This window comes from Actinokineospora guangxiensis, from assembly GCF_042657845.1.
In the GTDB taxonomy this organism is placed as follows: Bacteria; Actinomycetota; Actinomycetes; order Mycobacteriales; family Pseudonocardiaceae; genus Actinokineospora; species Actinokineospora guangxiensis.
Window position 1 is genome coordinate 205852 of record NZ_JBHSKF010000012.1, and the last position, 20254, is coordinate 226105.

Here is a 20254-nt window from a genome sequence, read left to right on the forward strand (position 1 = left end):
CGGCAGCCTTTCAGGACCAGCGCACGGAAGTGGAGTCCACCGCGAAGGTGGTCTGCTTGGAGCTGTCCTCGCTGGCGACCCACGCGAGGCGGATCGTCTGGCCCTTGTACGCGCTCAGGTCGTGGGTCTTCTGAACGTACGCACCGGATGCGTCCAGGTTGGAGACCGTCCCGAGGGTGCCCAGCACCGTCCCGCTGGTGGACAGCACGCGGAGCTGGAGCTTGTCGTACTGACCGGTCGTGGTCGTCTCGGCGGTGTCCACCCGCACCCAGTAGGACACCGCGACCGCGGTGGCGTTGCCGGGCACGGGGACGTCCTGGTGCAGCGTCTCGGTGCCCTTGCGCCCGGTGCCGCCGAAGCGCGCCCACCACGAGCCCTCGTGCGCGGGCCGCGCCGTCGAGTTGGTGATGACCGAGGTCTTGCCCGCCCAGTCCGCGGCGGGGCCGTACTCGAAGCCCGGGTTGCGCAGCATCTCGTTGGTGGCCGCGGCGACCCTGCCGTCCATCACCAGCGCGAACGTCTGCGGCCCGAAGGGCACGTTGCGCCCGCGCACCCGGACGGTCCAGTCGCCTTCGCCCGGCGCCTGGATGAAGACGTTCTCCAGGTTGTTGGCCGTGTCGGCGGTGGTGCCGGTACGCGACCAGCCGCCCGCGAACCCGTTGCCCCGGTAGACCACGCCGCTGGGCGAGACGACCTCCAGGTCGAGGTCGTTGACCAGCGAGCGGGCCGCGGTGGTCGCCGCTTCCCGGTCGGTGTAGGCGAGGGTGACCTTGAACGGGCTGCCGGGGGTGACCCGGACGCGGTGCTCGGTCACGCCGCCGGTGGCCAGCCCGGCGCCCTCGTCGACGTGGCGGGCGGTGCCCGCGGTGGCCTTGTCCAGGTTCACCAGGCCCCAGCCCTCGTGGATGTTCGGGATGGGGAAGTCGTTGTCGTTGACGCCGTCGTTGTTCTCGTCCAGCAGGTCGGTCGCGCTGTTGACGATCGTGCCGCGCACCAGCGCCGAGGTGGCGTCGATGCCGTGGTGCTTCTTGTAGTAGTCGCGGACCACGGCCGCGCCGCCCGCGGCGAGCGGGTTCGACATCGAGGTGCCGCTGAAGTACTTGTAGTCGTCGTTCAGCGGGAAGCCGTAGCCGTCGTCCTGGGCGAGGCCGGTCGCCGGGTTGACGGTGCCGTCGTACTGCTGCTGGTGCATGTCCGAGTAGCCCGAGGAGATCCACGAGCCCGGCGCGACGATGTCGGGCTTGATGCGGCCGTCGGTCGTCGGCCCCCGGCTGGAGAAGGCGGCGAGCTGCTGGGCGTTGCCGGTCTGGCGGTCGGAGCGCAGCGGGTTCACCGGGTAGTCCGACGACCACCAGTCACCCCAGGTCGGGATGACGTTCTGGCCGCCTGCCTGCGCGCAGGAGCGGTTGCCCATCGTCGCGCGCTCGGCGGCGCCCTGCGCCTGGTAGGTCAGGGCGGGGTCGCACGGGGAGGCGGCCTTGCCGTTCTCCGACGCGCCGACGGTGAGCACGTTCTTGGCGGTGCCGGGCGCGCCGACGGAGCGGGGATCGATGACCCCGTTCGCGTCGGCGTCCACCCCGGCGTTGCCCGCCGAGAACGTGATCAGCATGTCCCGGTGCTCGTTGGAGAACTTGTCGGCGTAGCGGGAGTCCTCGGTGTAGGCCCCCGCCGAGTCCGACCCCCACGAGTTGGCGTGGATGCGCGCGCCGTCGTCGTAGGCCTGCTGGAAGAGCAGCCCGAGGTCGATCGGGATGCCGAGCAGGTAGTAGCCGTCCCCGTAGCTCGCGCACGAGCCGAACATGTCGATGTGGTCCTCGACCGCCTGGAACACCAGGCGGGCCCCGTGCGCCGCCGCCTTGCCCCGACCGTCGGCCATGCCGTCGCCGACCGCCGAGACGGCCACGTGGGTGCCGTGGCCGCTGTCCACGTCCTGCGCGCCGTCCGGTCGGGCGTCGGCGCAGTCGGGGATGTCCTCGCTCGGCCAGTCGCGGATGGCGACGACGCGGGAGGCGGGCACGTCCGGGTGTCCGGTGGCGGCTGTTCCGCCGCCGAAGCCGGTGTCGGCGACCGCGACGACCTGGGTGGAGCCGTCGTAGCCGCGCGCGTAGGCCTGCTCGCCGCGCATGATGGTCCCGGCGGCGTGCTCGTTGTGCCTCTCGTGGACGCGGAAGCCGTCCACGACGGCGACGCCCTCGATCCCCGCCACGCTCGTGGCCTGGGCGGGGGTGGCGGCCAGCAGCAGGCCGCCGTCGCCGGTCTCGGTGACGACCGCTCCGGTGCCCCGGGCGGCGGCGGCCACGGCGGACGGGTCGGCGCCCGCCTCGGCCCGCACCTCGTACACCGCGGGCTTGCCCTCGGTGATCTCCGCCCTGGCGTCGGCGGTGACCTTCCAGGCGGGCTGGAAGCGCCCGACCCAGTGCACGCCGGGCAGCGACGCGACGCGCGCGGCCTGGCCCGGGTTCATCCGGACCCGGTACGCGTTCTCCGGGATGTAGTCCACGATCTCCGCGCCCGCGCCCAGCAGGCCCGCCTTCCAGTCCTCGCGGATCGCTCCGGCGAACTGGACGAGGTAGCCGCCACGCTCCCCCGCGGCCAGCGCCCTGACCCTGGGGGCCGGGAGCCTGCCGGGGAAGAACTCCCCGCTGACGAGGCGGATCGGCGCCTCGGCGGTCTGCTCGGACCCGGCGGGTTGCCCGGTCGCGGTGCCGCTCCCGGCGAGAGCGGCCCCCAGCAGGACGGGGACGACGGCCAGCGCGACGCGACGTCGCGGTCTGGAACGCGGCATGGGTGCTTCCTCGGGGTCGAGCAGGGTGTAGCGGACACCCGATATCTCACCCGATCGAGCGAATCCGTATGCGCACTATGGCCCGATTGATATCGCCGCCCCCATCCCGACCACCCATAACATCCACACCACCTGCGATTTCACCCGATGCGGTGATCGAGATGTAACACAGCGGCGGGGCGACCCCCCGAAGGGACCGCCCCGCCGCGACAGCGAATCTGGCGCCTACTCGCCCTCGACAGGCGGCAGCTCGACGTCCTCGACCGGCTTGGCGTCGCCTTCGGACTCGGCGGGCAGCAGGGCGGTGAGCGCGGCGCCGGTGATCCGCCGGAACGCCCGGGTGGGCCGGTTGCGGTCCAGGACCGCGACCTCCAGCTTGTCCAGCGCGGGGGCCGTCCCGTTGGCCGCGCCCGCGGCCACCGCCTTGATCGCCAGCCGCACGGCGTCGGCCAGGTCCATGCCGTCGGCGTAGGTCTCCTTGAGCAACGCGTTGATCGGGTCCGTCGACCCGCCCATGACCAGGTACTGCTGCTCATCGATGATCGAGCCGTCGAAGATCAGCCGGTAGAGCTGGTCCTGCGCCGCCGTCGCGCCGACCTCGGCGACGCACAGCTCGACCTCCAGCGGCTTCACCTGCTCGGTGAAGACGGTGCCGAGGGTCTGGGCGTAGACGTTGGCGAGCTGGCGGGCGGAGACGTCCCGGCGGTCGTAGGAGTAGCCCCACAGGTCGACGTGTCGGATGCCGCCCCGGCGCAGGCTCTCGTACTCCGGGTAGCGGCCCGCCGCCGCGAACCCGATCCGGTCGTAGATCTCGGAGACCTTGTACAGCGTGGCCGACGGGTTGTCGGCCACGAAGAGCACGCCGTCGGCGTACTTGAGGGCGACCACGCTCCGCGCTTGGGCGATGCCCTTGCGGGCGTACTCCCTGCGGTCGCGCATCAACTGGTCGGGCGAGGTGTACAGCGGCATCGTCACGGCGGTTGTTCCTCGGTGCTCGGCGGGGTGGGCGGGGTCAGCCGCGGGGACGCTCGTCGCGGGCGGTCACGACGGCCTCGGCGACCGCGGCGGCCTCCTCCTCGGCGATGCGGACCGCGCCCAGATCGGCGGTGACGGTGACGATGCTCGGGTAGATCCGGCGGGCCAGGTCCGGGCCGCCGGTCGCCGAGTCGTCGTCGGCGGCGTCGTAGAGCGCCTCGACGGCGATGCGCAGCGCGCGGTCGCGGTCGCCCGCCGGGTCGTAGAGCTTCTTGAGCGCCGACTTGGCGAACGTCGAGCCGGAGCCGACCGCGTGGAAGCCCGCCCGCTCCTCGTAGCGGCCGCCTGCCACGTCGAAGGAGACGATCCGGCCCGCCTTGGCCGGGTCGGGGGCGTCGAGGTCGTAGCCGACGAACAGCGGCACCACGGCCAGGCCCTGCATCGCGGTGGCCAGGTTGCCCCTGACCATGGTCGCGAGCTTGTTGGTCTTGCCGTCCAGCGACAGCGACCGGCCCTCGAGCTTCTCGTAGTGCTGGAGCTCGACGGCGTACAGGCGGACCATCTCCACGGCGATGCCCGCCGTGCCCGCGATGCCCACCGACGAGTAGCCGTCGGTGATGTACACCTTCTCCATGTCCCGTTGGGCGATCATGTTGCCCGCGGTCGCGCGCCGGTCACCGGCGATGAGCACGCCGCCGGAGAAGGTGACGGCCACGATCGTGGTGCCGTGCGGGATGGTGTCGGCCGAGGTCACCGTGCCGACCGGCCGGTTGCCCGGCAGCAGCTCGGGGGACTGGGCGCGGAGGAAGTCGGTGAACGACGAGGTGCCCGCCGTCAGGTAGGCGGCGGGCAGCCCGCGGGGTGAGGTGTGATCCATGCCTGCTTTCGTTTCCGGTCGCGGGACGGGGGCCTGGCCGAGCGGCTACTGGCCGCCCTTCTGGACGTAGGCGCGGACGAAGTCCTCGGCGTTCTCCTCGAGGACGTCGTCGATCTCGTCCAGGATCGCGTCGGTGTCGTCGCTGAGCTTCTCCCGGCGCTCCTGGCCGGCGGCGGTGGTGTCGTCGGCGCCCTCGTCGCCGTCTCCGCCGCCCTGGCGCTGCTTCTGCTCCTGGGACATCGTCGCCTCCCGGTGGTATGGCCTGTACCGAACAGTACCCAGGGGGACCGTCATCCGTCGCGGTCCTCGCCGGGACCGAGATCGAATTTCGCCCTGGGGTGAAGCGGGTTCAGCGTTTGGCGCCGGTCAGCGCGTCGACCAGCTCCTCGGCGGTGTTCGCGGCGTCCAGCAGCGCTCCGACGTGGGCTTTCGTGCCGCGCAGCGGCTCCAGCGTCGGGATGCGCACCAGCGACTCGCGGCCCAGGTCGAAGATGACCGAATCCCAGGACGCGGCGGCGATCGAGGTGGGGTAGCGCTCCAGGCAGCGACCGCGGAAGTAGGCGCGGGTGTCCTGCGGCGGGGTGAGGACCGCCTCGCGCACCTCCTCCTCGCTGACCAGGCGCTTCATCGAGCCGCGGGCGACAAGGCGGTTGTAGAGGCCCTTGTCCAGGCGCACGTCGGAGTACTGGAGGTCGACCAGCTGGAGCCGCGGCGAGGACCACTGGAGGCCGTCGCGGGCGCGGTAGCCCTCCAGCAGGCGCAGCTTCGCGGGCCAGTCGAGGCGGTCGGCGCACTCCATGGGGTCGCGGGCCAGCGCGTCGAGGATCGAGCCCCACATGTCGAGCACGTCGAGGGAGATCCGGTCCACGTCCGCGCGGCCGAGCTTGTCGGCGATCATCTCGTGGTAGGCGAACTGGATGTCCAGGGCGGTGTACTTGCGGCCGTTGGCGAGTTCGACCTTGGCCTTGAGCGTCGGGTCGTGACTGATGGTGTGCACGGCCCGGACCGGGTCGGCCAGCTTGAGGTGGTCGAAGCGCACCCCGGCCTCGATCAGGTCGAGCACGAGCGCGGTGGTGCCGACCTTGAGGTAGGTCGACGTCTCGGCCAGGTTCGCGTCGCCGATGATCACGTGCAGCCTGCGGTACTTGTCGGCGTCGGCGTGCGGCTCGTCGCGGGTGTTGATGATGCCGCGCTTGAGCGTGGTCTCCAGGCCGACCTCGACCTCGATGTAGTCGGCACGCTGGGAGAGCTGGAACCCCGCCTCGTCGCCGGAGGCGCCGAGGCCGACCCGGCCGGAGCCGCACACGACCTGGCGGGAGGCGAAGAACGGGGTCAGGCCGGCGATCACCGCGGTGAACGGGGTGTTGCGGGCCATCAGGTAGTTCTCGTGGGTGCCGTAGGAGGCGCCCTTGTTGTCGATGTTGTTCTTGTACAGCTGCAGGCGCGGCTGGCCGGGCACGGAGGCCGCGCGCAGGGCGGCCTCCTCCATGACCCGCTCCCCCGCCTTGTCCCAGATGACCGCGTCGCGGGCGTTGGTGACCTCGGGCGCGGAGTACTCGGGGTGCGCGTGGTCGACGTAGAGCCGGGCGCCGTTGGTGAGGATGACGTTGGCGGCGCCGAGGTCCTCGACGTCGGGGTCGGTGGCCGCCATGCCGGGCGCGCCGAGGTCGAACCCGCGGGCATCGCGCAGCGGCGACTCCACCTCGTAGTCCCAGCGGGCCCGGCGCGCGCGGGGGATGTCCGCCGCCGCGGCGTAGGCCAGCACGACCTGGGTCGATGTCAACACCGGGTTCGCCGTGGGGTCGCCCGGCACCGCGATGCCGTACTCGACCTCGGTTCCCATGATCCGCCGCATACCGGCAAGCCTACGGTGCGCTCCCCGCCCATTGGAGGTGAGCCGCGCCGCGAGGGCAGGATGGGAGGGGTGAGCGCGGACGAGCTGGTGGCTGTGTACGACGCCGATGGCGCGGAGGTCGGGTCCGCGACCCGCGCCCGCATGCGCGCGGAGGGCCTGTGGCACGCCGCCACGGCCGTCCTGGTCCGCTCGGGCGACGGGACCAGGGTGTACGTCCACCGGCGCACCGACACCAAGGACATCTACCCGGGCCTGCACGACTGCGCCGCGGGCGGCGTGATCGACGCGGGCGAGGCCCCGCCCGCGGCCGCCGAACGCGAGCTGGCCGAGGAATACGGCATCGTCGGAGCGGCCTTGGCCCCGGTGTTCACGATGCGGATAGAGCTGCCCCCGGTGCGCATGCACCTGTTCGCCTACGAGACCCGCTGGGACGGCCCGGTGACGCCGCAGGACAGCGAGATCGCCGAGGGCTGGTGGATGCCGCTGGCCGAGCTGCGGGAGCGGCTCGCGGGCCGCGACTGGCCCTTCGTGCCGGACGGCCGCCTGGTGATGGAGCGCTGGTTCGCCGAGCACGACGCCTCGGCGGAGACGTGAGCGGGGGCGGAGGTCAGGGCTCCAGACCCCTGTTCAGCGCCGCTGCCGCCAGCGGGGCGATGCGGCCCACGGCCTCGCTGGCCCGCCGGGTGCTCCCCGCTTCCACGGTGATGACGGTCAGCAGGTCCCCGTCGGCGACGGCCACCGCGCAACCCATCGCGTCGGCGGCCGCGTAGCACCAGCTGTGCCTGTCCTCGCCCAGGTCTGCGACCCGCGGCCCTTCGGTGGTCGAGTCCGGCAGGCACGCGCCCTCCTCGCGCATGGCCGCCACCCGGGCGGCGGCGTCGGGCACCAGGCTGACCGCCTGGGTGATCTCCGACCCGCTCGGGTACCGCCAGTTCCCGCTCGCGTCGGGAGTGCACCCGGCTACCGGGTCCGGGCTCCCGGCGGCGGCCTGGACGCCCTCCTCGGCGAGGTCGTCGGCGGTGAGCACGGCGGCCGACGGGTCGGCGGTGGGCGGAACCGTCGTGGTGGCGTCGGTGGTGACCGGCCCCGTGGTGACCGGCGCCTGGGTGACCGGGGCCGGGAGCGCGACCTGGCTGGTCGTCGGCTCCGCGGGGTCGTCGTAGTAGGTGTCGAGGTCGTTCGCGCGGCCGGAGCAGGCCGTGGCCAGCAGCAGAACCGCGGCGGGCGCGAGCGCACGGCGGAGCACGGGAGTCCCCCCAAGATCGGCAGGCGGTGCGCCGATGAACCTACCGGTCTGCCGCGGACCGCTCACGCCCAGGCCAGGCGGGAGCGCTCGGCCCAGTAGCGCTGCGGCTCGCGGGTCAGCTCCGGCAGCTCGGGGAGGGTGGGGAGTTCCGCGGCGCGCAGGTTGGAGCGCAGTTGGGCGGGGCTCGTCGGGCCCAGCAGGACCCGGTCGGCCCAGGGGCGGGCCGCGGCGGCGGCGAGGGCGACGGCGTCGGGGCCGACGCCGTGGGCGTCGGCCAGCTCCTGGACGGCGGCCGGGGCGGTGGCCGCCAGCCTGCCGTTGGCCAGGGCTTCCTTGACCGTGACGTCGACGCCCGCGGCGTGGGCTTCGGCGAGGGCGGCGTCGGCTGAGCGCTCGAAGAGGTTCCACGTCGACTGCACGGCGGTGAACAGGCGCACGCCGGAGCGTTCGAGCGCGAGACCGCGGCGAATGGTCTCGGCCTGGGCGGGACCGGAGGTGGAGAAGCCCACGCGGACGCCGGAGGCCGCGGTCTCGGCGAGGGCGTCGAGCAGGGCGTCGTCGGTGAACAGCGGGCTGTCGGCGGTCAGCGAGTGAACCTGGTAGAGGTCGACCTCCAGCAGGGCGCGGGTCTGCGCCCACTGGGTCAGGAAGCGCTCCGCGGAGTGTTCCTTGGCCTCGTGGACGGGCGCGTCGACGCGCCACTGCCCCACGTACGCGTAGCCCCACTTCGAGGACACCGACACGCCCTCCGGCCCGCGGTCGGCGAGCCAGCCGGACAGGAACTCCTCGGCCAGCCCGTAGGAGCGGGCGGCGTCCACCCGGCGCACCCCGGCCGCGTGCGCGGCGTCCAGGACCTCCCAGGTGGCCGCGCGCAGCGCGGCGACGGTGCGGTCGGCGGGCAGGTCGCCGCCCAGGTTGATGTAGGCGGGCCTGCCCAGGGCGGCCAGGCCGAGACCGAACCGGCTGATCGGCAGCATGTCCCCGAGCGTAGAGCGGCGGCCCCGGAGCGCGCTCCGGGGCCGCCGTCCAGACGTGGGTCCGCTACAGGTACTGACCGGTGTTGCTGGCCGTGTCGATCGCCCGGCCCGCCTCCTGGTTCTTGCCGGTCACCAGGGTGCGGATGTAGACGATGCGCTCGCCCTTCTTGCCCGAGATTCGCGCCCAGTCGTCCGGGTTGGTCGTGTTGGGCAGGTCCTCGTTCTCGGCGAACTCGTCGACGATGGCGTCCAGCAGGTGCTGCACGCGCAGGCCGGGCTGCTTGGTCTCCAGCACCGACTTGATCGCCATCTTCTTGGCGCGGTCGACAATGTTCTGGATCATCGCGCCGGAGTTGAAGTCCCGGAAGTACAGGACCTCCTTGTCACCGTTGGCGTAGGTGACCTCCAGGAAGCGGTTCTCCTCGGTCTCCTCGTACATGCGCTCGACCGTGTGCTGGATCATCGCCTCCATGCAGGCCGCCGGGTCGCCGGCGAACTCCGCGAGGTCATCGGCGTGGATCGGCAGCTTGGGCGTGAGGTACTTGGAGAAGATGTCGCGGGCCGCCTCGGCGTCCGGCCGCTCGATCTTGATCTTCACGTCGAGCCTGCCGGGGCGCAGGATCGCCGGGTCGATCATGTCCTCGCGGTTGGAGGCGCCGATGACGATGACGTTCTCCAGGCCCTCGACGCCGTCGATCTCGCTCAGCAGCTGCGGCACGATCGTGGTCTCGACGTCGGAGGACACGCCGCTGCCGCGGGTGCGGAAGATCGAGTCCATCTCGTCGAAGAACACGATCACCGGGGTGCCCTCGGAGGCCTTCTCGCGCGCCCGCTGGAAGATCAGCCGGATGTGCCGCTCGGTCTCGCCGACGAACTTGTTGAGCAGCTCCGGGCCCTTGATGTTCAGGAAGTAGGACCGCGCGTCCGCGGGGCTGTTGTCGCCCCTGGCCGCCGCCACCTTCTTGGCCAGCGAGTTCGCCACCGCCTTGGCGATGAGCGTCTTGCCGCAGCCAGGAGGGCCGTAGAGCAGCACGCCCTTGGGCGGGCGCAGCTCGTACTCGGCGAAGAGGTCCTTGTGCAGAAACGGCAGCTCGACGGCGTCGCGGATCTGCTCGATCTGCCGGAACAGGCCGCCGATGTCGGCGTAGTCGACGTCGGGCACCTCCTCCAGCACCAGGTCCTCGACTTCAGCCTTGGGCACCCGCTCGTAGGCGTAGCCGGACTTGGCGTCCACCAGGAGCGAGTCGCCGGGCTTGAGCGGCGCGTCGAAGAGCGGCTCGGCGAGCCAGACCACGCGCTCCTCGTCGGCGTGGCCGACGACGAGCGCCCGGTTCGGCCGCTCCTCACCGTCGGTGGCGAGCAGCTCGCGCAGCGCGCACACCTCGCCGATGCGCTCGAAGCCGCCGCCTTCGACGACGGTGAGCGCCTCGTTGAGCCGCACGGACTGCCCGCGGCTCAGCGCCTCGCCCTCGACGGCGGGCGAGACCGACACCCGCATCTTGCGGCCCGCGGTGAACACGTCGACCGTGCCGTCGTCGTGCCGCTCGAGGAATACGCCGTAGCCGCTGGGCGGCTGCGCCAAGCGGTCGACCTCCTCGCGCAGTGCGAGCAACTGGCCGCGGGCCTCGCGCAGCGTGTCGACCAGCTTGGTGTTCCGCTCAGTGAGCTGGTTCACCCGCTCGGTCGCCTCGGCGAGCCGCTGCTCGACCAGCCGCGAATGCCGCGGTGATTCCGTCAGTTTCCGGCGCAGCAGTGCGACTTCCTCTTCCAGGAATCGGATCTGCGCGGCCTCCGAGCGCTGATCGCGCCCTTCCCCTGGGCCGGGCGTCTCACCCTGCTGATCGTCGGCATCTTCAGGCCGACTGCCGGGACGATCGTGCTGCATGTCGGCACCTCCTCCCGAACTCGTACCCACTACGGTACCGGCGATCACTGACAACAACAGAGCATCCGCATCCCGGAACTCGCGTGTCACCACACTGCAACACCCGCCCGGCCGCAAGCGATAGGCCGTTCCGGTATCCGAAGGAACCGCCGCGCCGCTACGGTGCGTCGGTGTATTAGCCCACTTGCGCCGAGCTCGTGCATCTCTTATTCGCAGCTATCGACCGGGGACGACATGACCTACCCGCCGCCACCGCAGGACCCCTACGGTGGCCAGCCGCAGCAGCCGCCCTACCCGCCCCAGCAGGGGGGCTACCCCCAGCAGCCCCCGCAACACGGCCACCAGCCGTATGGCGCTCAGCCGGGCGGCCAGTCCTACGGTCCCCCTCCCGGCGGCCAGCCCGGCTACGGCACCCCGCCCCAGGGCGACCCGTACGCCCAGCAGCAGTTCGGCCAGCCCGGCCCGTACGGCCAGCAGCCCTACGGCCAGCCGCAGAAGAAGAGCAAGCTCCCGCTGATCCTGGCGGGCGCGGGCGTCGTGGTCATCGGCGTCGTCGTCACCCTCATCCTGGTCCTGACCGGCGGAAACTCCCCGCAGGGCGTGGCCCAGACGCTGGTCGACGGGGTCAAGAGCCGCAACGCCGACTCCATCCGCGGCGTGCTGTGCGACCCGACCGAGGTCTCCGACGGCGACTTCGACACCGAGGGGTTCCCGACCGACCTTGAGGTCAGCCTCGGCGAGGTCACCGAGAGCGGCGACACGGCCACGGCGAAGGTCTCGATGACGGCCGAGGGCCAGACCATCGACCTCACGATCACAATGAAGAAGAACGACAGCGGCGACTGGTGCGCCGACCGGCTCGGGCCCGCCTGAGCGGGAACCGGGACCGCCGCACCGCCGCCACCGGCCATCCGGTGGCGGCGGTGTCAAGTCGCCCGGAATGGGCCAATAGGATGGCGTCAAACACCACGAGCCGGGGACCGACATGACCTACCCACCGCAGCAGCCGGGCCCGTACGGGGGGCCACCGCCGCCGGGCTACGGTCAGGGCCCGTGGCAACCGCAGGGCGGCTACCAGGGCGGATTCGGCACCCAGCCGTTCCCGGCGCAGCAGCCCTCCGAGCCGCCGCGCGGCGGCGGCAACACCGGCAAGATCGTCGCGATCGTGCTGATGGCGCTGCTGGTGATCGGCGGCACCGGCGTGGGTGTGTACTTCCTCACGCGGGAGTCGGGGAACCAGGCCGCCCCGCCGAACACCCCACCTCCGGTGACCACCACCACGGAGCCCGCGACGGACACCTCCTCGCCGGCGGCCACGACCGACGAGGACCCGGCGGACACGGGACCGGCGACGGTCGTGGAGGAGTACATCTCGGCGTACGAGACCAAGCGCTTCTCGGCCGTGACCGGCCAGGCGTGCAAGGCCTACAAGAAGAAGTACGGCACGAACACCGCGCAGCTGGAGGACCAGCTCGCGCAGTACACGATCACCGGCTCGGCCCAGGGCGAGCCCGAGATCAAGGGCGAAGTCGCCACCGCGCGTATCGCTCTGGAGCTCACCAGCGACACCGATGTCAAGAACGTCGACATCGAGATCAAGATCGTCAAGGAAGACGGCGAGTGGCGGTTCTGCGGGGAGGAAACGGCCTGACCGCGCCACCCTTCGCACACCCCATCCCAGCCACGCCTGACCAGGCGATCCCGAGGAGCACGGCCACATGACCACCCCACCCCCCTACGGCCAGAACCCGTACGGCCAGCAGCCGGATCCGTACGGCCAGGGCCAGGGCCAGCAGCCCTACGGCACGCCGCCGGGCGGGCAGCCCGCCTACGGCCAGCAGCCCTACGGAACCCCGCCCGGCGGACAGGCCTACGGCGACCCGTACGCCCAGCAGCAGCCCGGGTACGACCCGAACCAGCAGTACGGCGGCGGCTACCAGCAGCCGTACGGGGGTGTCGGCGGCGAGCCGCCGAAGGGCAACAACACCGGCAAGATCATCGCCATCGTGGCGATCGCCCTGATCGTCCTGGCGGGCGCGGGCGTCGGCGTGTACTTCCTCATGAAGGACGACGACGGCGGCACGGCGGGCGGCGGCGGCACCAGCACCACCGCGCCGCGCACCACCGAGGAGCCCACGGACGAGACCACGACCGAGGAGACCACCAGCGAGGAGACCACCACCAGCGAGGAGAGCGGTGGCGGCGGCAGCGAGGGTGGCGGCGAGGGCGACGTCGCGACGGCGGCGGAGAAGTACGTCGCCGCGGTCAACGACAAGGACGAGTCGGGGGCCAAGGCGCTGAGCTGCTCCGGCAGCGACCCCGGCCTGATGTACACCAGCGTGGTGCCGGGCAACGGCGACGTCGAGATCACCGGCGAGCCGGACGTCTACGGCGAGAACGCCAGCGTCGACACCCTGGTCACCATTCCGGGCTCCGGCGCCGAGCCGATCCCCTTCCCGATCCTGTTCGAGAAGGGCGACAACGGCTGGTGCGTGTCCATGTGACACCGCTGATCGGCTCGCCCTGATCAGCCCGGCACGGAAGCAGCGGAGGGCCCGTCCACCTCGGACGGGCCCTCCGCTTTCCTCATCAGCCCTTGCTCGGCCTGCGCTGCGGGCGCGGCGGGACGACGCCGTCGGCGAGGCGGCGGGTCGTCAGCAGGAACGCGGTGTGCGCGATCATGCGGTGCTCGGGGCGCACGGCCAGGCCGACCACGTGCCACGGCCGGATGAGGGTCTCCCACGCCGACGGCTCGGTCCAGCACTGCTGCTCGCGCAGCGCCTCGGTGACGCGCGAGAGCTGCGTCGTGGTGGCCACGTACGCGACCAGGACGCCGCCGGGGATGAGGTTCGCCGCCACGGTCGGCAGCACCTCCCACGGCGCGACCATGTCCAGGATGGCCCGGTCGACCTCGCCGGTGTGGGTGGCGAGGTCGGCGACGGTGAGCGTCCAGTTGGGCGGGTGCTCGCCGTAGAACTGGACGACGTTGCGCTCGGCGTGCACGGCGTGGTCGTCGCGGACCTCGTAGGACTGGACCGTCCCTTCCGGACCGACCGCGCGCAGCAGCGAGCAGGTCAGCGCCCCTGAGCCCGCACCCGCCTCCAGCACGCGCGCGCCGGGGAAGATGTCGCCCTGCATGACGATCTGGGCGGCGTCCTTGGGGTAGATGACCTGCGCGCCGCGCGGCATCGAGAGCACGTAGTCCGACAGCAGCGGGCGCAGCGCCAGGTACCCGGTGCCGACGGCCGAACTCACCACCGAGCCCTCGGGCAGGCCGATGATGTCGTCGTGGGCGAGCGCGCCTCGGTGCGTGTGGTACTTCTCCCCCTCGGCCAGCACGAGGGTGTAGTGCCGTCCCTTCGGGTCGGTCAGCTGTACCCGGTCCCCGGCCCGGAAGGGCCCACTGATCTTGCGCGCGGTCACCGTGTCGTTCCTCCTCTGCGAGCGCCCGCCATGCTCGCAGAACCGGCGCGGCGCGCTTCAGCCAGCCCCGTCGAGCGCGGCGCGCAGATCGTCGCGGTGCAGCACGCCCGCGGGCCTGCCGTCGTCGTCCACGACGACGAACTGCCACGCCGCGGTCTCCCTGACCCGCTCGACGATCTCGGCGACCGGCTCGGAGGCCAGCAGCACCGATTCCGGCCGGATGGGCTCGGCGGCCAGTTCGGCGGGCGAGAACGGCGATCCGGCGGCCAGCCGCCGGGCGGCGGCCGGGTCGAGCAGGCCCGCGGCCACGCCGTCGGCGCGCACCAGCACGACGCCGCGGCCCGCCGCGGCGGCGAGCGCGTCGGCGACCGGGCTCTCGGCGGGCAGCTGCAGGATCGGGCGGACCAGGTCGGCCAGGGTGAGCCCCTCGGGCAGCTGCCGCCGCTCGGCGGCCAGCTCACCGCCCGCGCCCGCGACGACGAACCAGGCGGTGAACAGGCAGATCCCCAGGCGCAGCCAGCGATCAGGGGCGTCGGTCGCCACGCCCCAGAGCGCCCAGCCGACCAGCAGCGCGGCCACGACCCAGCCGCCGGCGGCCGCGGCCGTGGTTCCCGCCGACCGGCGGCCGGTCATCGCCCAGACGCCCGCGCGCAGCATCCGCCCGCCGTCCAGCGGCAGGCCGGGGAGCAGGTTGAACACCGCGACGGCGGCGTTGGCGAAGGCGCACTCCAGCACGAGCAGCCACAGCGCGCCCTGGCCGGGCACGACGAGCACGAGCGCGCCGAAGACCAAGGCGAGCAGGATGGAGACTGCGGGACCCGCTGCGGCGACGATTCCCTCGTGCGCGGGTCGACGCGGGGTCCTGGCGATCTCGGAGAGTCCGCCGAGCAGGAACAGCCGCAGCCTGCGCACGGGCAGCCCCAGGCGCAGCGCGGTGACGCAGTGGCCCATTTCGTGGGCGAGCACCGAGAGCCCGAGCAGCACGGCGAACGCGGCGGCCAGCACGATGGACGACGTCGTGGTCGCGCCCGGCAGCAGGCGCTCGACCAGCGGCGCGTAGAGCACGACGATGGCGGCCGCCCCCAGCCACCAGGACGGGGCGAGCACCACCGGAACGCCGCGGTAGCGGAACAGCAGGAGTCCGCGTCCGGGCTGGGTGCTCGACATCCGGCCAGCGTAGTCCCCCGGGCCGCGGCCTTCCTGACCGCCGGGACCGGGCGCCGACCGCGAGCCGTCCCCCAGGACGTCGGTGGTCGACTATATGGTCGTCGTATGGTTCCCGACGTCGCAGCCCAGGACACGCCCGCGGTGCGCAGGCCCGCGCTGTCCCCGTCGCGGGCCGGCGACTTCAAGCAGTGCCCGCTGCTCTACCGCTTCCGCGCGATCGACAAGCTGCCCGAGACGCCGTCGGCGGCGCAGGTGCGCGGCACGGTGGTGCACGCGGTGCTGGAGCAGCTCTACGGCCTGCCCAGGGCCGAGCGGCTGCCGGAGCGGGCGCGCGCGCTGCTGGCCCCGACCTGGGAGCGGCTGCTGTCCGAGCAGCCGGAGCTGGCCGAGCTGTTCGGGCGCGACGCGGGCTGGCTGGACTCCGCGGGCGGGCTGCTGGCGGGCTACTTCGAGCTGGAGGACCCGCGCCGGTTCGACCCGGAGGCCTGCGAGCTGCTGGTGGAGACGGAGCTGCCCAGCGGGGTGCTGCTGCGCGGCTACATCGACCGGCTGGACGTGGCCCCCACGGGCGAGATCCGGGTGGTCGACTACAAGACGGGCACGGCGCCGCGCGAGATCGGCGAGGCCAAGGCGCTGTTCCAGATGAAGTTCTACGCGCTGGCGCTGTGGCGGCTGCGCGGCGTGGTGCCCCGGCAGCTGCGGCTGATGTACCTGGCCGACCGCCAGTCCCTGGCCTACACCCCGGACGAGGCCGAGCTGGCCCGCTTCGAGCGCACGCTGGAGGCGATCTGGCAGGCGGTCCTGCGCGCGGGCAAGACCGGCGACTTCCGCCCCAGCCGCTCCCGGCTGTGCGACTGGTGCTCGCACCAGGCCCACTGCCCCGAGTTCGGCGGCACCCCGCCCGCCTACCCCGGCTGGCCCGAGCCCAGCGCGGGCGAGGAGTCCCTTGTGGACAGGGTGGACTGATGGCCTTCTACACCCCGCTCGGCGGCGGTCGCTTCCTGTCCACAGAGCACACAGCAGGGCCGTGGTCGGCGCACAGCCAGCACCTCGGCCCGCCGTCGGCGCTCATGGTGCGCGCGCTGGAGGCCCTGCCGAGCGCGGCCCCCATGTCGATCGGCAGGGTGGCGGTGGAGATCCTGGGCCCGGTGCCGGTCGCCGAGCTGGCGGTGACCGCGGAGGTGGTCCGGCCCGGCCGCTCGGTGGAGCTGCTGCGCGCGGAGCTGAGCGCGGACGGACGGCCGGTGGCGGTGTGCTCGGCGTGGCGGATGCTGCACTCGGACACCACCGCCGTGCGCACCAGCGGCGGCGACGCGCTCCCGGCGCCGGAATCCGCCCGGCCGACCGGTCGGCCCGCAGGCTGGGGGCCCGGCTACCTCGACGTGATGGAGTGGCGCGCCGTCGTGGGCGACATCGGGCTGCCCGGCCCGGCGACGGTGTGGGCGCGCCAGCGCGTCGACCTGGTCGACGGGGAGCGCCCGACGGGCCTGCAGCGCCTGCTGGTGCTGGCCGACTCCGGCAACGGCGTCTCGTCCGAACTGGACCCGCGCGAGTGGTACTTCATCAACACCGAGCTGACCGTCCACGTCCACCGGCCACCGCTCGGCGAGTGGATGGGCATGGTCGCGCACTCGGTCATCGGGACGGCGGGCGCGGGCGCGGCCCACACCGTCCTGCACGACGAGGAGGGCGAGGTCGCCAGGGGCGCCCAAGCCCTCCTCGTGCGCAGACGGTGACGTGGCGGGGACGTGGCGGGGACGTGGCGGGGACGTCCCCAGCCGACGCAGCCGTCTCAGAGCCTGCAGGCGCGGATGTCGGAGGCCAGCACGGCTTTCGCGCCGACGGCGGCGAGCTTGTCCATGATGACGTTGACTTCCTTGCGGGGCACCATCGCGCGCACCGCGACCCAGTCCGCGCTGGCGAGCGGGGCGACGGTGGGCGACTCCAGACCCGGGGTGATCTCGATGGCCCGCTCCAGCAGCGACTTCGGGCAGTCGTAGTCCAGCATCATGTAGTGCTGGGCGAAGACCACGCCCTGCAGGCGCGCCGCGAGCTGGTCGCGCGCGGGGGACGGGTCGGTGTCCGCCCGCTCCACCAGCACCGCCTCGGAGGTGCAGATCGGGTCACCGAAGGCGACCAGGCCGTGCTGGCGCAGGGTGCGGCCGGAGCCGACGACGTCGGCGACGGCGTCGGCGACCCCGAGCTGGATGGAGATCTCGACCGCGCCGTCGAGCCGGATGACCTCGGCGGTGACGCCGCGGGCGGCCAGGTCGTCGGCGACGAGGTTCGGGTAGCTGGTGGCCAGCCGCTTGCCGGTCAGGTCGCCGACCTCCCAGTCGCGGCCCGCCGGCGCGGCGTAGCGGAAGGTCGAGCCGCCGAACCCGAGCGCGAGGCGCTCCACCACCGGCGCCCGGGAGTCCAGGGACAGGTCGCGGCCGGTGATGCCCAGGTCCAGTTCGCCGGAGCCGACGTAGATGGCGATGTCCTTGGGGCGCAGGAAGAAGAACTCGACCTCGTTGGCCGGGTCGATGACGGTCAGGTCGCGGGACTCGTGGCGCTGGCGGTAGCCGGCTTCCTTGAGCATCTCGGAAGCGGCGACGGCGAGGGCGCCTTTGTTGGGGACTGCGACGCGCAGCATGGTTCTGCTCCAAGGGGTGTGAGGGGTGTGGGGGTCCGCCTCACAGATGTCGGTAGACGTCCTCCAGGGTCAGGCCGCGGCCGAGCATCAGCACCTGCACCCGGTACAGCAGCTGGGAGACCTCCTCGGCCAGCCGCTCGTCGGACTCGTGCTCGGCGGCGATCCACACCTCGCCCGCCTCTTCGAGGACCTTCTTGCCCTGGGCGTGCACGCCCGCGTCCAGCGCCTCCACGGTGCCCGAGCCAGCAGGCCGGGTCGCCGCGCGGTCGCTGAGCTCGGCGAACAGCTCGTCGAACGTCTTCACGATGCGTGATCCTCCCATCCCGGCACCCGCGAGCGGGAGCTAGGGGACCGGGATCACCCCCAAGTGAGCACGACCGCGACAGCGCGCTCCCGCGCGGCGACGGGCGGACGCGCCGAACCGTGGGGTGGGGCCGTGGCAAAACCCAGGTTGAGCAAGGAGGACTGGATCGCGGCCGCCGTCAAGGCACTCGCCGACGGCGGGGTCGGCGCCGTGGCCGTCGACCCGCTGGCCACCGCGCTGGGGGTCACCCGGGGCAGCTTCTACTGCCACTTCGCCGACCGCGGCGCGCTGCCGGCGGCCGCGCTGCTGTGGTGGGAGGACGCGGGCACCACCAGGATCATCGAGCTGATCCGGGGTGGACCCCTGATCAGCGCGCTGCTCCCGACCGGGCGCTAGCCCGCCAGAACTGCGCGGAGCAGAGCCATGTCGAGTCCGACGAGGCTTTCGCGCAGGACGCGGCGCTCCCCCGGCTCGACCTCCACCTCGCACGGCACGACGAGCACCGAGCACCCGGCGGCCACCGCGGAGGCGGTGCCGGTCGGCGAGTCCTCGATGGCGACGCAAGCGCCGGGGTCCACGCCCAGCAGCCGGGCCGCGCGCAGGTAGGGCTCGGGCAGCGGCTTGGTCTTGCCGTCGACCTCGTCGCCGCAGACGACCACGTCGAAGAAGCCGCGGCCGATCACCTCCAGCGCGATCTCCACCAGCGGACGCTCGGTCGAGGTGACCAGCGCGGTCGGCAGGCCGGAGTCGCGCACCACGCGCAGGGCGGCCTCGGCGCCGGGGCGGAAGGTCAGGTCGGTGGCGAACAGCTCGGCCATCCGCAGGTCGATCCAGGCGACCGCCTCGCGGACGTCCTCGGGGGCCGGGTCAACGCCCGCGGCGCCGAAGAGCAGCGACATCGTCGTCGGGATGTTGGAGCCGACCATGGCGGCCCTGGTCTCCGGCGGCAGCTCGGCGCCGAGCTTGGCCGCGTACTCGTTGAGCGGGATGTCCCAGAGCTTCTCGGAGTCCAGCAGGGTCCCGTCCATGTCCCACAGCACGGCGGCGGGCGAGGTCAATCCGTCCTCCAGCGATCTCGGCGCGGTTCCCACGCCACGCTACCTGCACTTGTGCCCTTCGATCTCCACCTGCCACCCCTGGGCCGTAGTCTTGCGCGGTGAGCCAACCGGACCCACCCACCACCGAGGACCAGACGACCCCCGCGCTTGAGGAGCCCCTGCTCGTCGCCGCGTTCGAGGGGTGGAACGACGCCGGGGACGCCGCGACGACCGCGATCGAGCACCTCCAGCTCACCTGGGACGCCTCCCCGCTGTTGGAGCTGGACCCCGACGACTACTACGACTTCCAGGTCAGCAGGCCCACGGTCCGCCTGGTCGACGGGGTCAGCAGGCGGGTGGAGTGGCCGACCACGCGGCTGTCGGTGTGCAGGCCGCCCGGCTCCAACCGCGACATCGTGCTCGTGCACGGCATCGAGCCGAACATGCGCTGGCGCAAGTTCTGCGCCGAGCTGCTCGGGCACGTGGAGGACCTCGGTGTGACGACGGTCGTCACACTCGGCGCGCTGCTCGCCGACACCCCGCACACCCGTCCGGTCCCGGTCACCGGCACCGCCTACGACGAGGACTCCGCCACCCGCTACGGCCTGGAGCGCTCGCGCTACGAGGGGCCGACCGGCATCGTCGGGGTGTTCCAGGACGCGTGCGTGCGCGCGGGCGTGCCCGCGATCTCGATCTGGGCGGCCGTGCCGCACTACGTCTCCCAGCCGCCGTCCCCCAAGGCCACCCTGGCGCTGCTGCACCGGGTCGAGGAGATCCTGGACATCGAGGTCCCGCTCGGCGGGCTGCCCGAGCAGGCCGAGGAGTGGCAGCGCACGGTCAGCGAGATGGCCGAGGAGGACGAGGACGTGCGCAACTACGTGCGCGCCCTTGAGGAGCGCGGCGACGCCGAGGACACCCTCGGCGAGACCAGCGGCGACGCGATCGCCGCGGAGTTCGAGCGCTACCTGCGCCGCCGCGGTCCGGGCCGCGGCCTCGGCGGGCACGGCGGCCCCGGGCCGACGGGCATCTGAGGCCGCAGAGGCACTGAGCGGTCGGGGCGGGGAGCGGACTCCCCGCCCCGACTC

Annotated in this window: 21 protein-coding genes; 8 read left to right on the forward strand and 13 right to left on the reverse strand. The window is 72.6% G+C overall.

Translation table 11 applies throughout. From position 1 onward, the window contains the following. Positions 1 to 10: 10 nt before the first annotated feature. The 5 genes from ACFPM7_RS22325 to dop form a co-directional block, all read right to left on the reverse strand. Positions 11 to 2785 carry a S8 family serine peptidase gene (locus tag ACFPM7_RS22325; RefSeq protein WP_378249649.1) on the reverse strand — a complete coding sequence of 925 codons (2775 nt, stop codon included), beginning with the start codon at positions 2783 to 2785 and terminating at the stop codon, positions 11 to 13. A 225-nt stretch (positions 2786 to 3010) separates the two neighbouring features. Further along, the gene (gene prcA / locus ACFPM7_RS22330; protein ID WP_378249650.1) at positions 3011 to 3760 is read right to left on the reverse strand and encodes a proteasome subunit alpha; all 750 of its coding nucleotides are present in this window, start codon (positions 3758 to 3760) and stop codon (positions 3011 to 3013) included. Positions 3761 to 3797: 37 nt separating this feature from the next. Then, entirely contained in the window at positions 3798 to 4637 is an 840-nt protein-coding gene (gene prcB / locus ACFPM7_RS22335; protein ID WP_378249651.1) for a proteasome subunit beta, read from the reverse strand. Positions 4638 to 4682: 45 nt separating this feature from the next. Beyond that, positions 4683 to 4877 carry a ubiquitin-like protein Pup gene (locus ACFPM7_RS22340; RefSeq protein WP_378249652.1) on the reverse strand — a complete coding sequence of 65 codons (195 nt, stop codon included), beginning with the start codon at positions 4875 to 4877 and terminating at the stop codon, positions 4683 to 4685. Positions 4878 to 4986: 109 nt separating this feature from the next. Then, positions 4987 to 6492 (reverse strand): depupylase/deamidase Dop, encoded by a 1506-nt coding sequence (gene dop / locus ACFPM7_RS22345; RefSeq protein WP_378249653.1) that lies wholly within the window; start codon positions 6490 to 6492, stop codon positions 4987 to 4989. Positions 6493 to 6552: 60 nt separating this feature from the next. Here dop and ACFPM7_RS22350 point away from each other — a divergent pair, with 60 nt between their 5' ends. After that, positions 6553 to 7086 (forward strand): NUDIX domain-containing protein, encoded by a 534-nt coding sequence (locus ACFPM7_RS22350; RefSeq protein WP_378249654.1) that lies wholly within the window; start codon positions 6553 to 6555, stop codon positions 7084 to 7086. A 13-nt stretch (positions 7087 to 7099) separates the two neighbouring features. Here ACFPM7_RS22350 and ACFPM7_RS22355 read toward each other — a convergent pair whose 3' ends face one another. From ACFPM7_RS22355 to arc, 3 genes are all read right to left on the reverse strand, one after another. Beyond that, a complete protein-coding gene (locus tag ACFPM7_RS22355) occupies positions 7100 to 7738 on the reverse strand; it encodes a hypothetical protein (RefSeq protein ID WP_378249655.1) in 639 nt (212 codons plus the stop codon). A gap of 62 nt (positions 7739 to 7800) precedes the next feature. Next, positions 7801 to 8715 carry an aldo/keto reductase gene (locus ACFPM7_RS22360; protein ID WP_378249656.1) on the reverse strand — a complete coding sequence of 305 codons (915 nt, stop codon included), beginning with the start codon at positions 8713 to 8715 and terminating at the stop codon, positions 7801 to 7803. A gap of 64 nt (positions 8716 to 8779) precedes the next feature. Continuing rightward, positions 8780 to 10600, reverse strand: a complete 1821-nt coding sequence (arc, locus tag ACFPM7_RS22365) for a proteasome ATPase (RefSeq protein WP_378249657.1) — start codon at positions 10598 to 10600, stop codon at positions 8780 to 8782. Positions 10601 to 10834: 234 nt separating this feature from the next. Here arc and ACFPM7_RS22370 point away from each other — a divergent pair, with 234 nt between their 5' ends. From ACFPM7_RS22370 to ACFPM7_RS22380, 3 genes are all read left to right on the forward strand, one after another. Next, entirely contained in the window at positions 10835 to 11473 is a 639-nt protein-coding gene (locus ACFPM7_RS22370; protein ID WP_378249659.1) for a hypothetical protein, read from the forward strand. Positions 11474 to 11585: 112 nt separating this feature from the next. Continuing rightward, a complete protein-coding gene (locus ACFPM7_RS22375) occupies positions 11586 to 12251 on the forward strand; it encodes a flagellar basal body-associated FliL family protein (RefSeq protein WP_378249660.1) in 666 nt (221 codons plus the stop codon). A gap of 67 nt (positions 12252 to 12318) precedes the next feature. After that, a complete protein-coding gene (locus ACFPM7_RS22380) occupies positions 12319 to 13104 on the forward strand; it encodes a hypothetical protein (RefSeq protein WP_378249662.1) in 786 nt (261 codons plus the stop codon). An 85-nt stretch (positions 13105 to 13189) separates the two neighbouring features. On the opposite strand, the gene ACFPM7_RS22385 is transcribed toward ACFPM7_RS22380, so the two are convergent. After that, a complete protein-coding gene (locus tag ACFPM7_RS22385; protein ID WP_378249663.1) occupies positions 13190 to 14023 on the reverse strand; it encodes a tRNA (adenine-N1)-methyltransferase in 834 nt (277 codons plus the stop codon). Positions 14024 to 14080: 57 nt separating this feature from the next. Further along, on the reverse strand, positions 14081 to 15190 hold the full coding sequence (locus tag ACFPM7_RS22390) for a site-2 protease family protein (RefSeq protein ID WP_378249664.1): 1110 nt from the start codon (positions 15188 to 15190) through the stop codon (positions 14081 to 14083). A gap of 105 nt (positions 15191 to 15295) precedes the next feature. Between ACFPM7_RS22390 and ACFPM7_RS22395 the strand changes: the two genes are divergently transcribed. Both ACFPM7_RS22395 and ACFPM7_RS22400 read left to right on the forward strand, forming a co-directional pair. After that, positions 15296 to 16156 (forward strand): RecB family exonuclease, encoded by an 861-nt coding sequence (locus ACFPM7_RS22395; RefSeq protein WP_378249665.1) that lies wholly within the window; start codon positions 15296 to 15298, stop codon positions 16154 to 16156. After that, a complete protein-coding gene (locus tag ACFPM7_RS22400) occupies positions 16156 to 16926 on the forward strand; it encodes a thioesterase family protein (protein ID WP_378249666.1) in 771 nt (256 codons plus the stop codon). The genes ACFPM7_RS22395 and ACFPM7_RS22400 overlap by 1 nt, the downstream gene beginning before the upstream one ends. A 56-nt stretch (positions 16927 to 16982) precedes the next feature. Here ACFPM7_RS22400 and hisG read toward each other — a convergent pair whose 3' ends face one another. Together hisG and ACFPM7_RS22410 are read right to left on the reverse strand one after the other, a co-directional pair. Then, complete coding sequence (gene hisG, locus ACFPM7_RS22405) at positions 16983 to 17828, reverse strand: ATP phosphoribosyltransferase (RefSeq protein WP_378249667.1); 846 nt, start codon at positions 17826 to 17828, stop codon at positions 16983 to 16985. Between the two features lie 40 nt (positions 17829 to 17868). Then, on the reverse strand, positions 17869 to 18132 hold the full coding sequence (locus ACFPM7_RS22410) for a phosphoribosyl-ATP diphosphatase (RefSeq protein ID WP_378249668.1): 264 nt from the start codon (positions 18130 to 18132) through the stop codon (positions 17869 to 17871). 132 nt (positions 18133 to 18264) lie between these two features. Here ACFPM7_RS22410 and ACFPM7_RS22415 point away from each other — a divergent pair, with 132 nt between their 5' ends. After that, positions 18265 to 18528 (forward strand): TetR/AcrR family transcriptional regulator, encoded by a 264-nt coding sequence (locus tag ACFPM7_RS22415; protein ID WP_378249669.1) that lies wholly within the window; start codon positions 18265 to 18267, stop codon positions 18526 to 18528. Here the strand turns inward: ACFPM7_RS22415 and ACFPM7_RS22420 are convergent. After that, positions 18525 to 19223 carry an HAD family hydrolase gene (locus tag ACFPM7_RS22420; protein WP_378249670.1) on the reverse strand — a complete coding sequence of 233 codons (699 nt, stop codon included), beginning with the start codon at positions 19221 to 19223 and terminating at the stop codon, positions 18525 to 18527. The two genes, ACFPM7_RS22415 and ACFPM7_RS22420, sit on opposite strands and share 4 nt — an antisense overlap. 65 nt (positions 19224 to 19288) lie before the next feature. Here ACFPM7_RS22420 and ACFPM7_RS22425 point away from each other — a divergent pair, with 65 nt between their 5' ends. Next, positions 19289 to 20200, forward strand: coding sequence for a PAC2 family protein (locus tag ACFPM7_RS22425; RefSeq protein WP_378249671.1), 912 nt, complete (start codon positions 19289 to 19291; stop codon positions 20198 to 20200). Positions 20201 to 20254 lie beyond the last annotated feature (54 nt).

Bases quoted from the DNA above. Each gene is read 5' to 3' on its own strand.
- arc (WP_378249657.1), bottom strand. From the start codon at position 10,600: ATGCAGCACGATCGTCCCGGCAGTCGGCCTGAAGATGCCGACGATCAG.
- ACFPM7_RS22390 (WP_378249664.1), bottom strand. From the start codon at position 15,190: ATGTCGAGCACCCAGCCCGGACGCGGACTCCTGCTGTTCCGCTACCGC.
- ACFPM7_RS22400 (WP_378249666.1), top strand. From the start codon at position 16,156: ATGGCCTTCTACACCCCGCTCGGCGGCGGTCGCTTCCTGTCCACAGAG.
- ACFPM7_RS22350 (WP_378249654.1), top strand. From the start codon at position 6,553: ATGGGAGGGGTGAGCGCGGACGAGCTGGTGGCTGTGTACGACGCCGAT.
- prcB (WP_378249651.1), bottom strand. From the start codon at position 4,637: ATGGATCACACCTCACCCCGCGGGCTGCCCGCCGCCTACCTGACGGCG.
- hisG (WP_378249667.1), bottom strand. From the start codon at position 17,828: ATGCTGCGCGTCGCAGTCCCCAACAAAGGCGCCCTCGCCGTCGCCGCT.
- dop (WP_378249653.1), bottom strand. From the start codon at position 6,492: ATGCGGCGGATCATGGGAACCGAGGTCGAGTACGGCATCGCGGTGCCG.
- ACFPM7_RS22395 (WP_378249665.1), top strand. From the start codon at position 15,296: ATGGTTCCCGACGTCGCAGCCCAGGACACGCCCGCGGTGCGCAGGCCC.
- ACFPM7_RS22370 (WP_378249659.1), top strand. From the start codon at position 10,835: ATGACCTACCCGCCGCCACCGCAGGACCCCTACGGTGGCCAGCCGCAG.
- ACFPM7_RS22380 (WP_378249662.1), top strand. From the start codon at position 12,319: ATGACCACCCCACCCCCCTACGGCCAGAACCCGTACGGCCAGCAGCCG.
- ACFPM7_RS22375 (WP_378249660.1), top strand. From the start codon at position 11,586: ATGACCTACCCACCGCAGCAGCCGGGCCCGTACGGGGGGCCACCGCCG.
- ACFPM7_RS22325 (WP_378249649.1), bottom strand. From the start codon at position 2,785: ATGCCGCGTTCCAGACCGCGACGTCGCGTCGCGCTGGCCGTCGTCCCC.
- ACFPM7_RS22360 (WP_378249656.1), bottom strand. From the start codon at position 8,715: ATGCTGCCGATCAGCCGGTTCGGTCTCGGCCTGGCCGCCCTGGGCAGG.
- ACFPM7_RS22340 (WP_378249652.1), bottom strand. From the start codon at position 4,877: ATGTCCCAGGAGCAGAAGCAGCGCCAGGGCGGCGGAGACGGCGACGAG.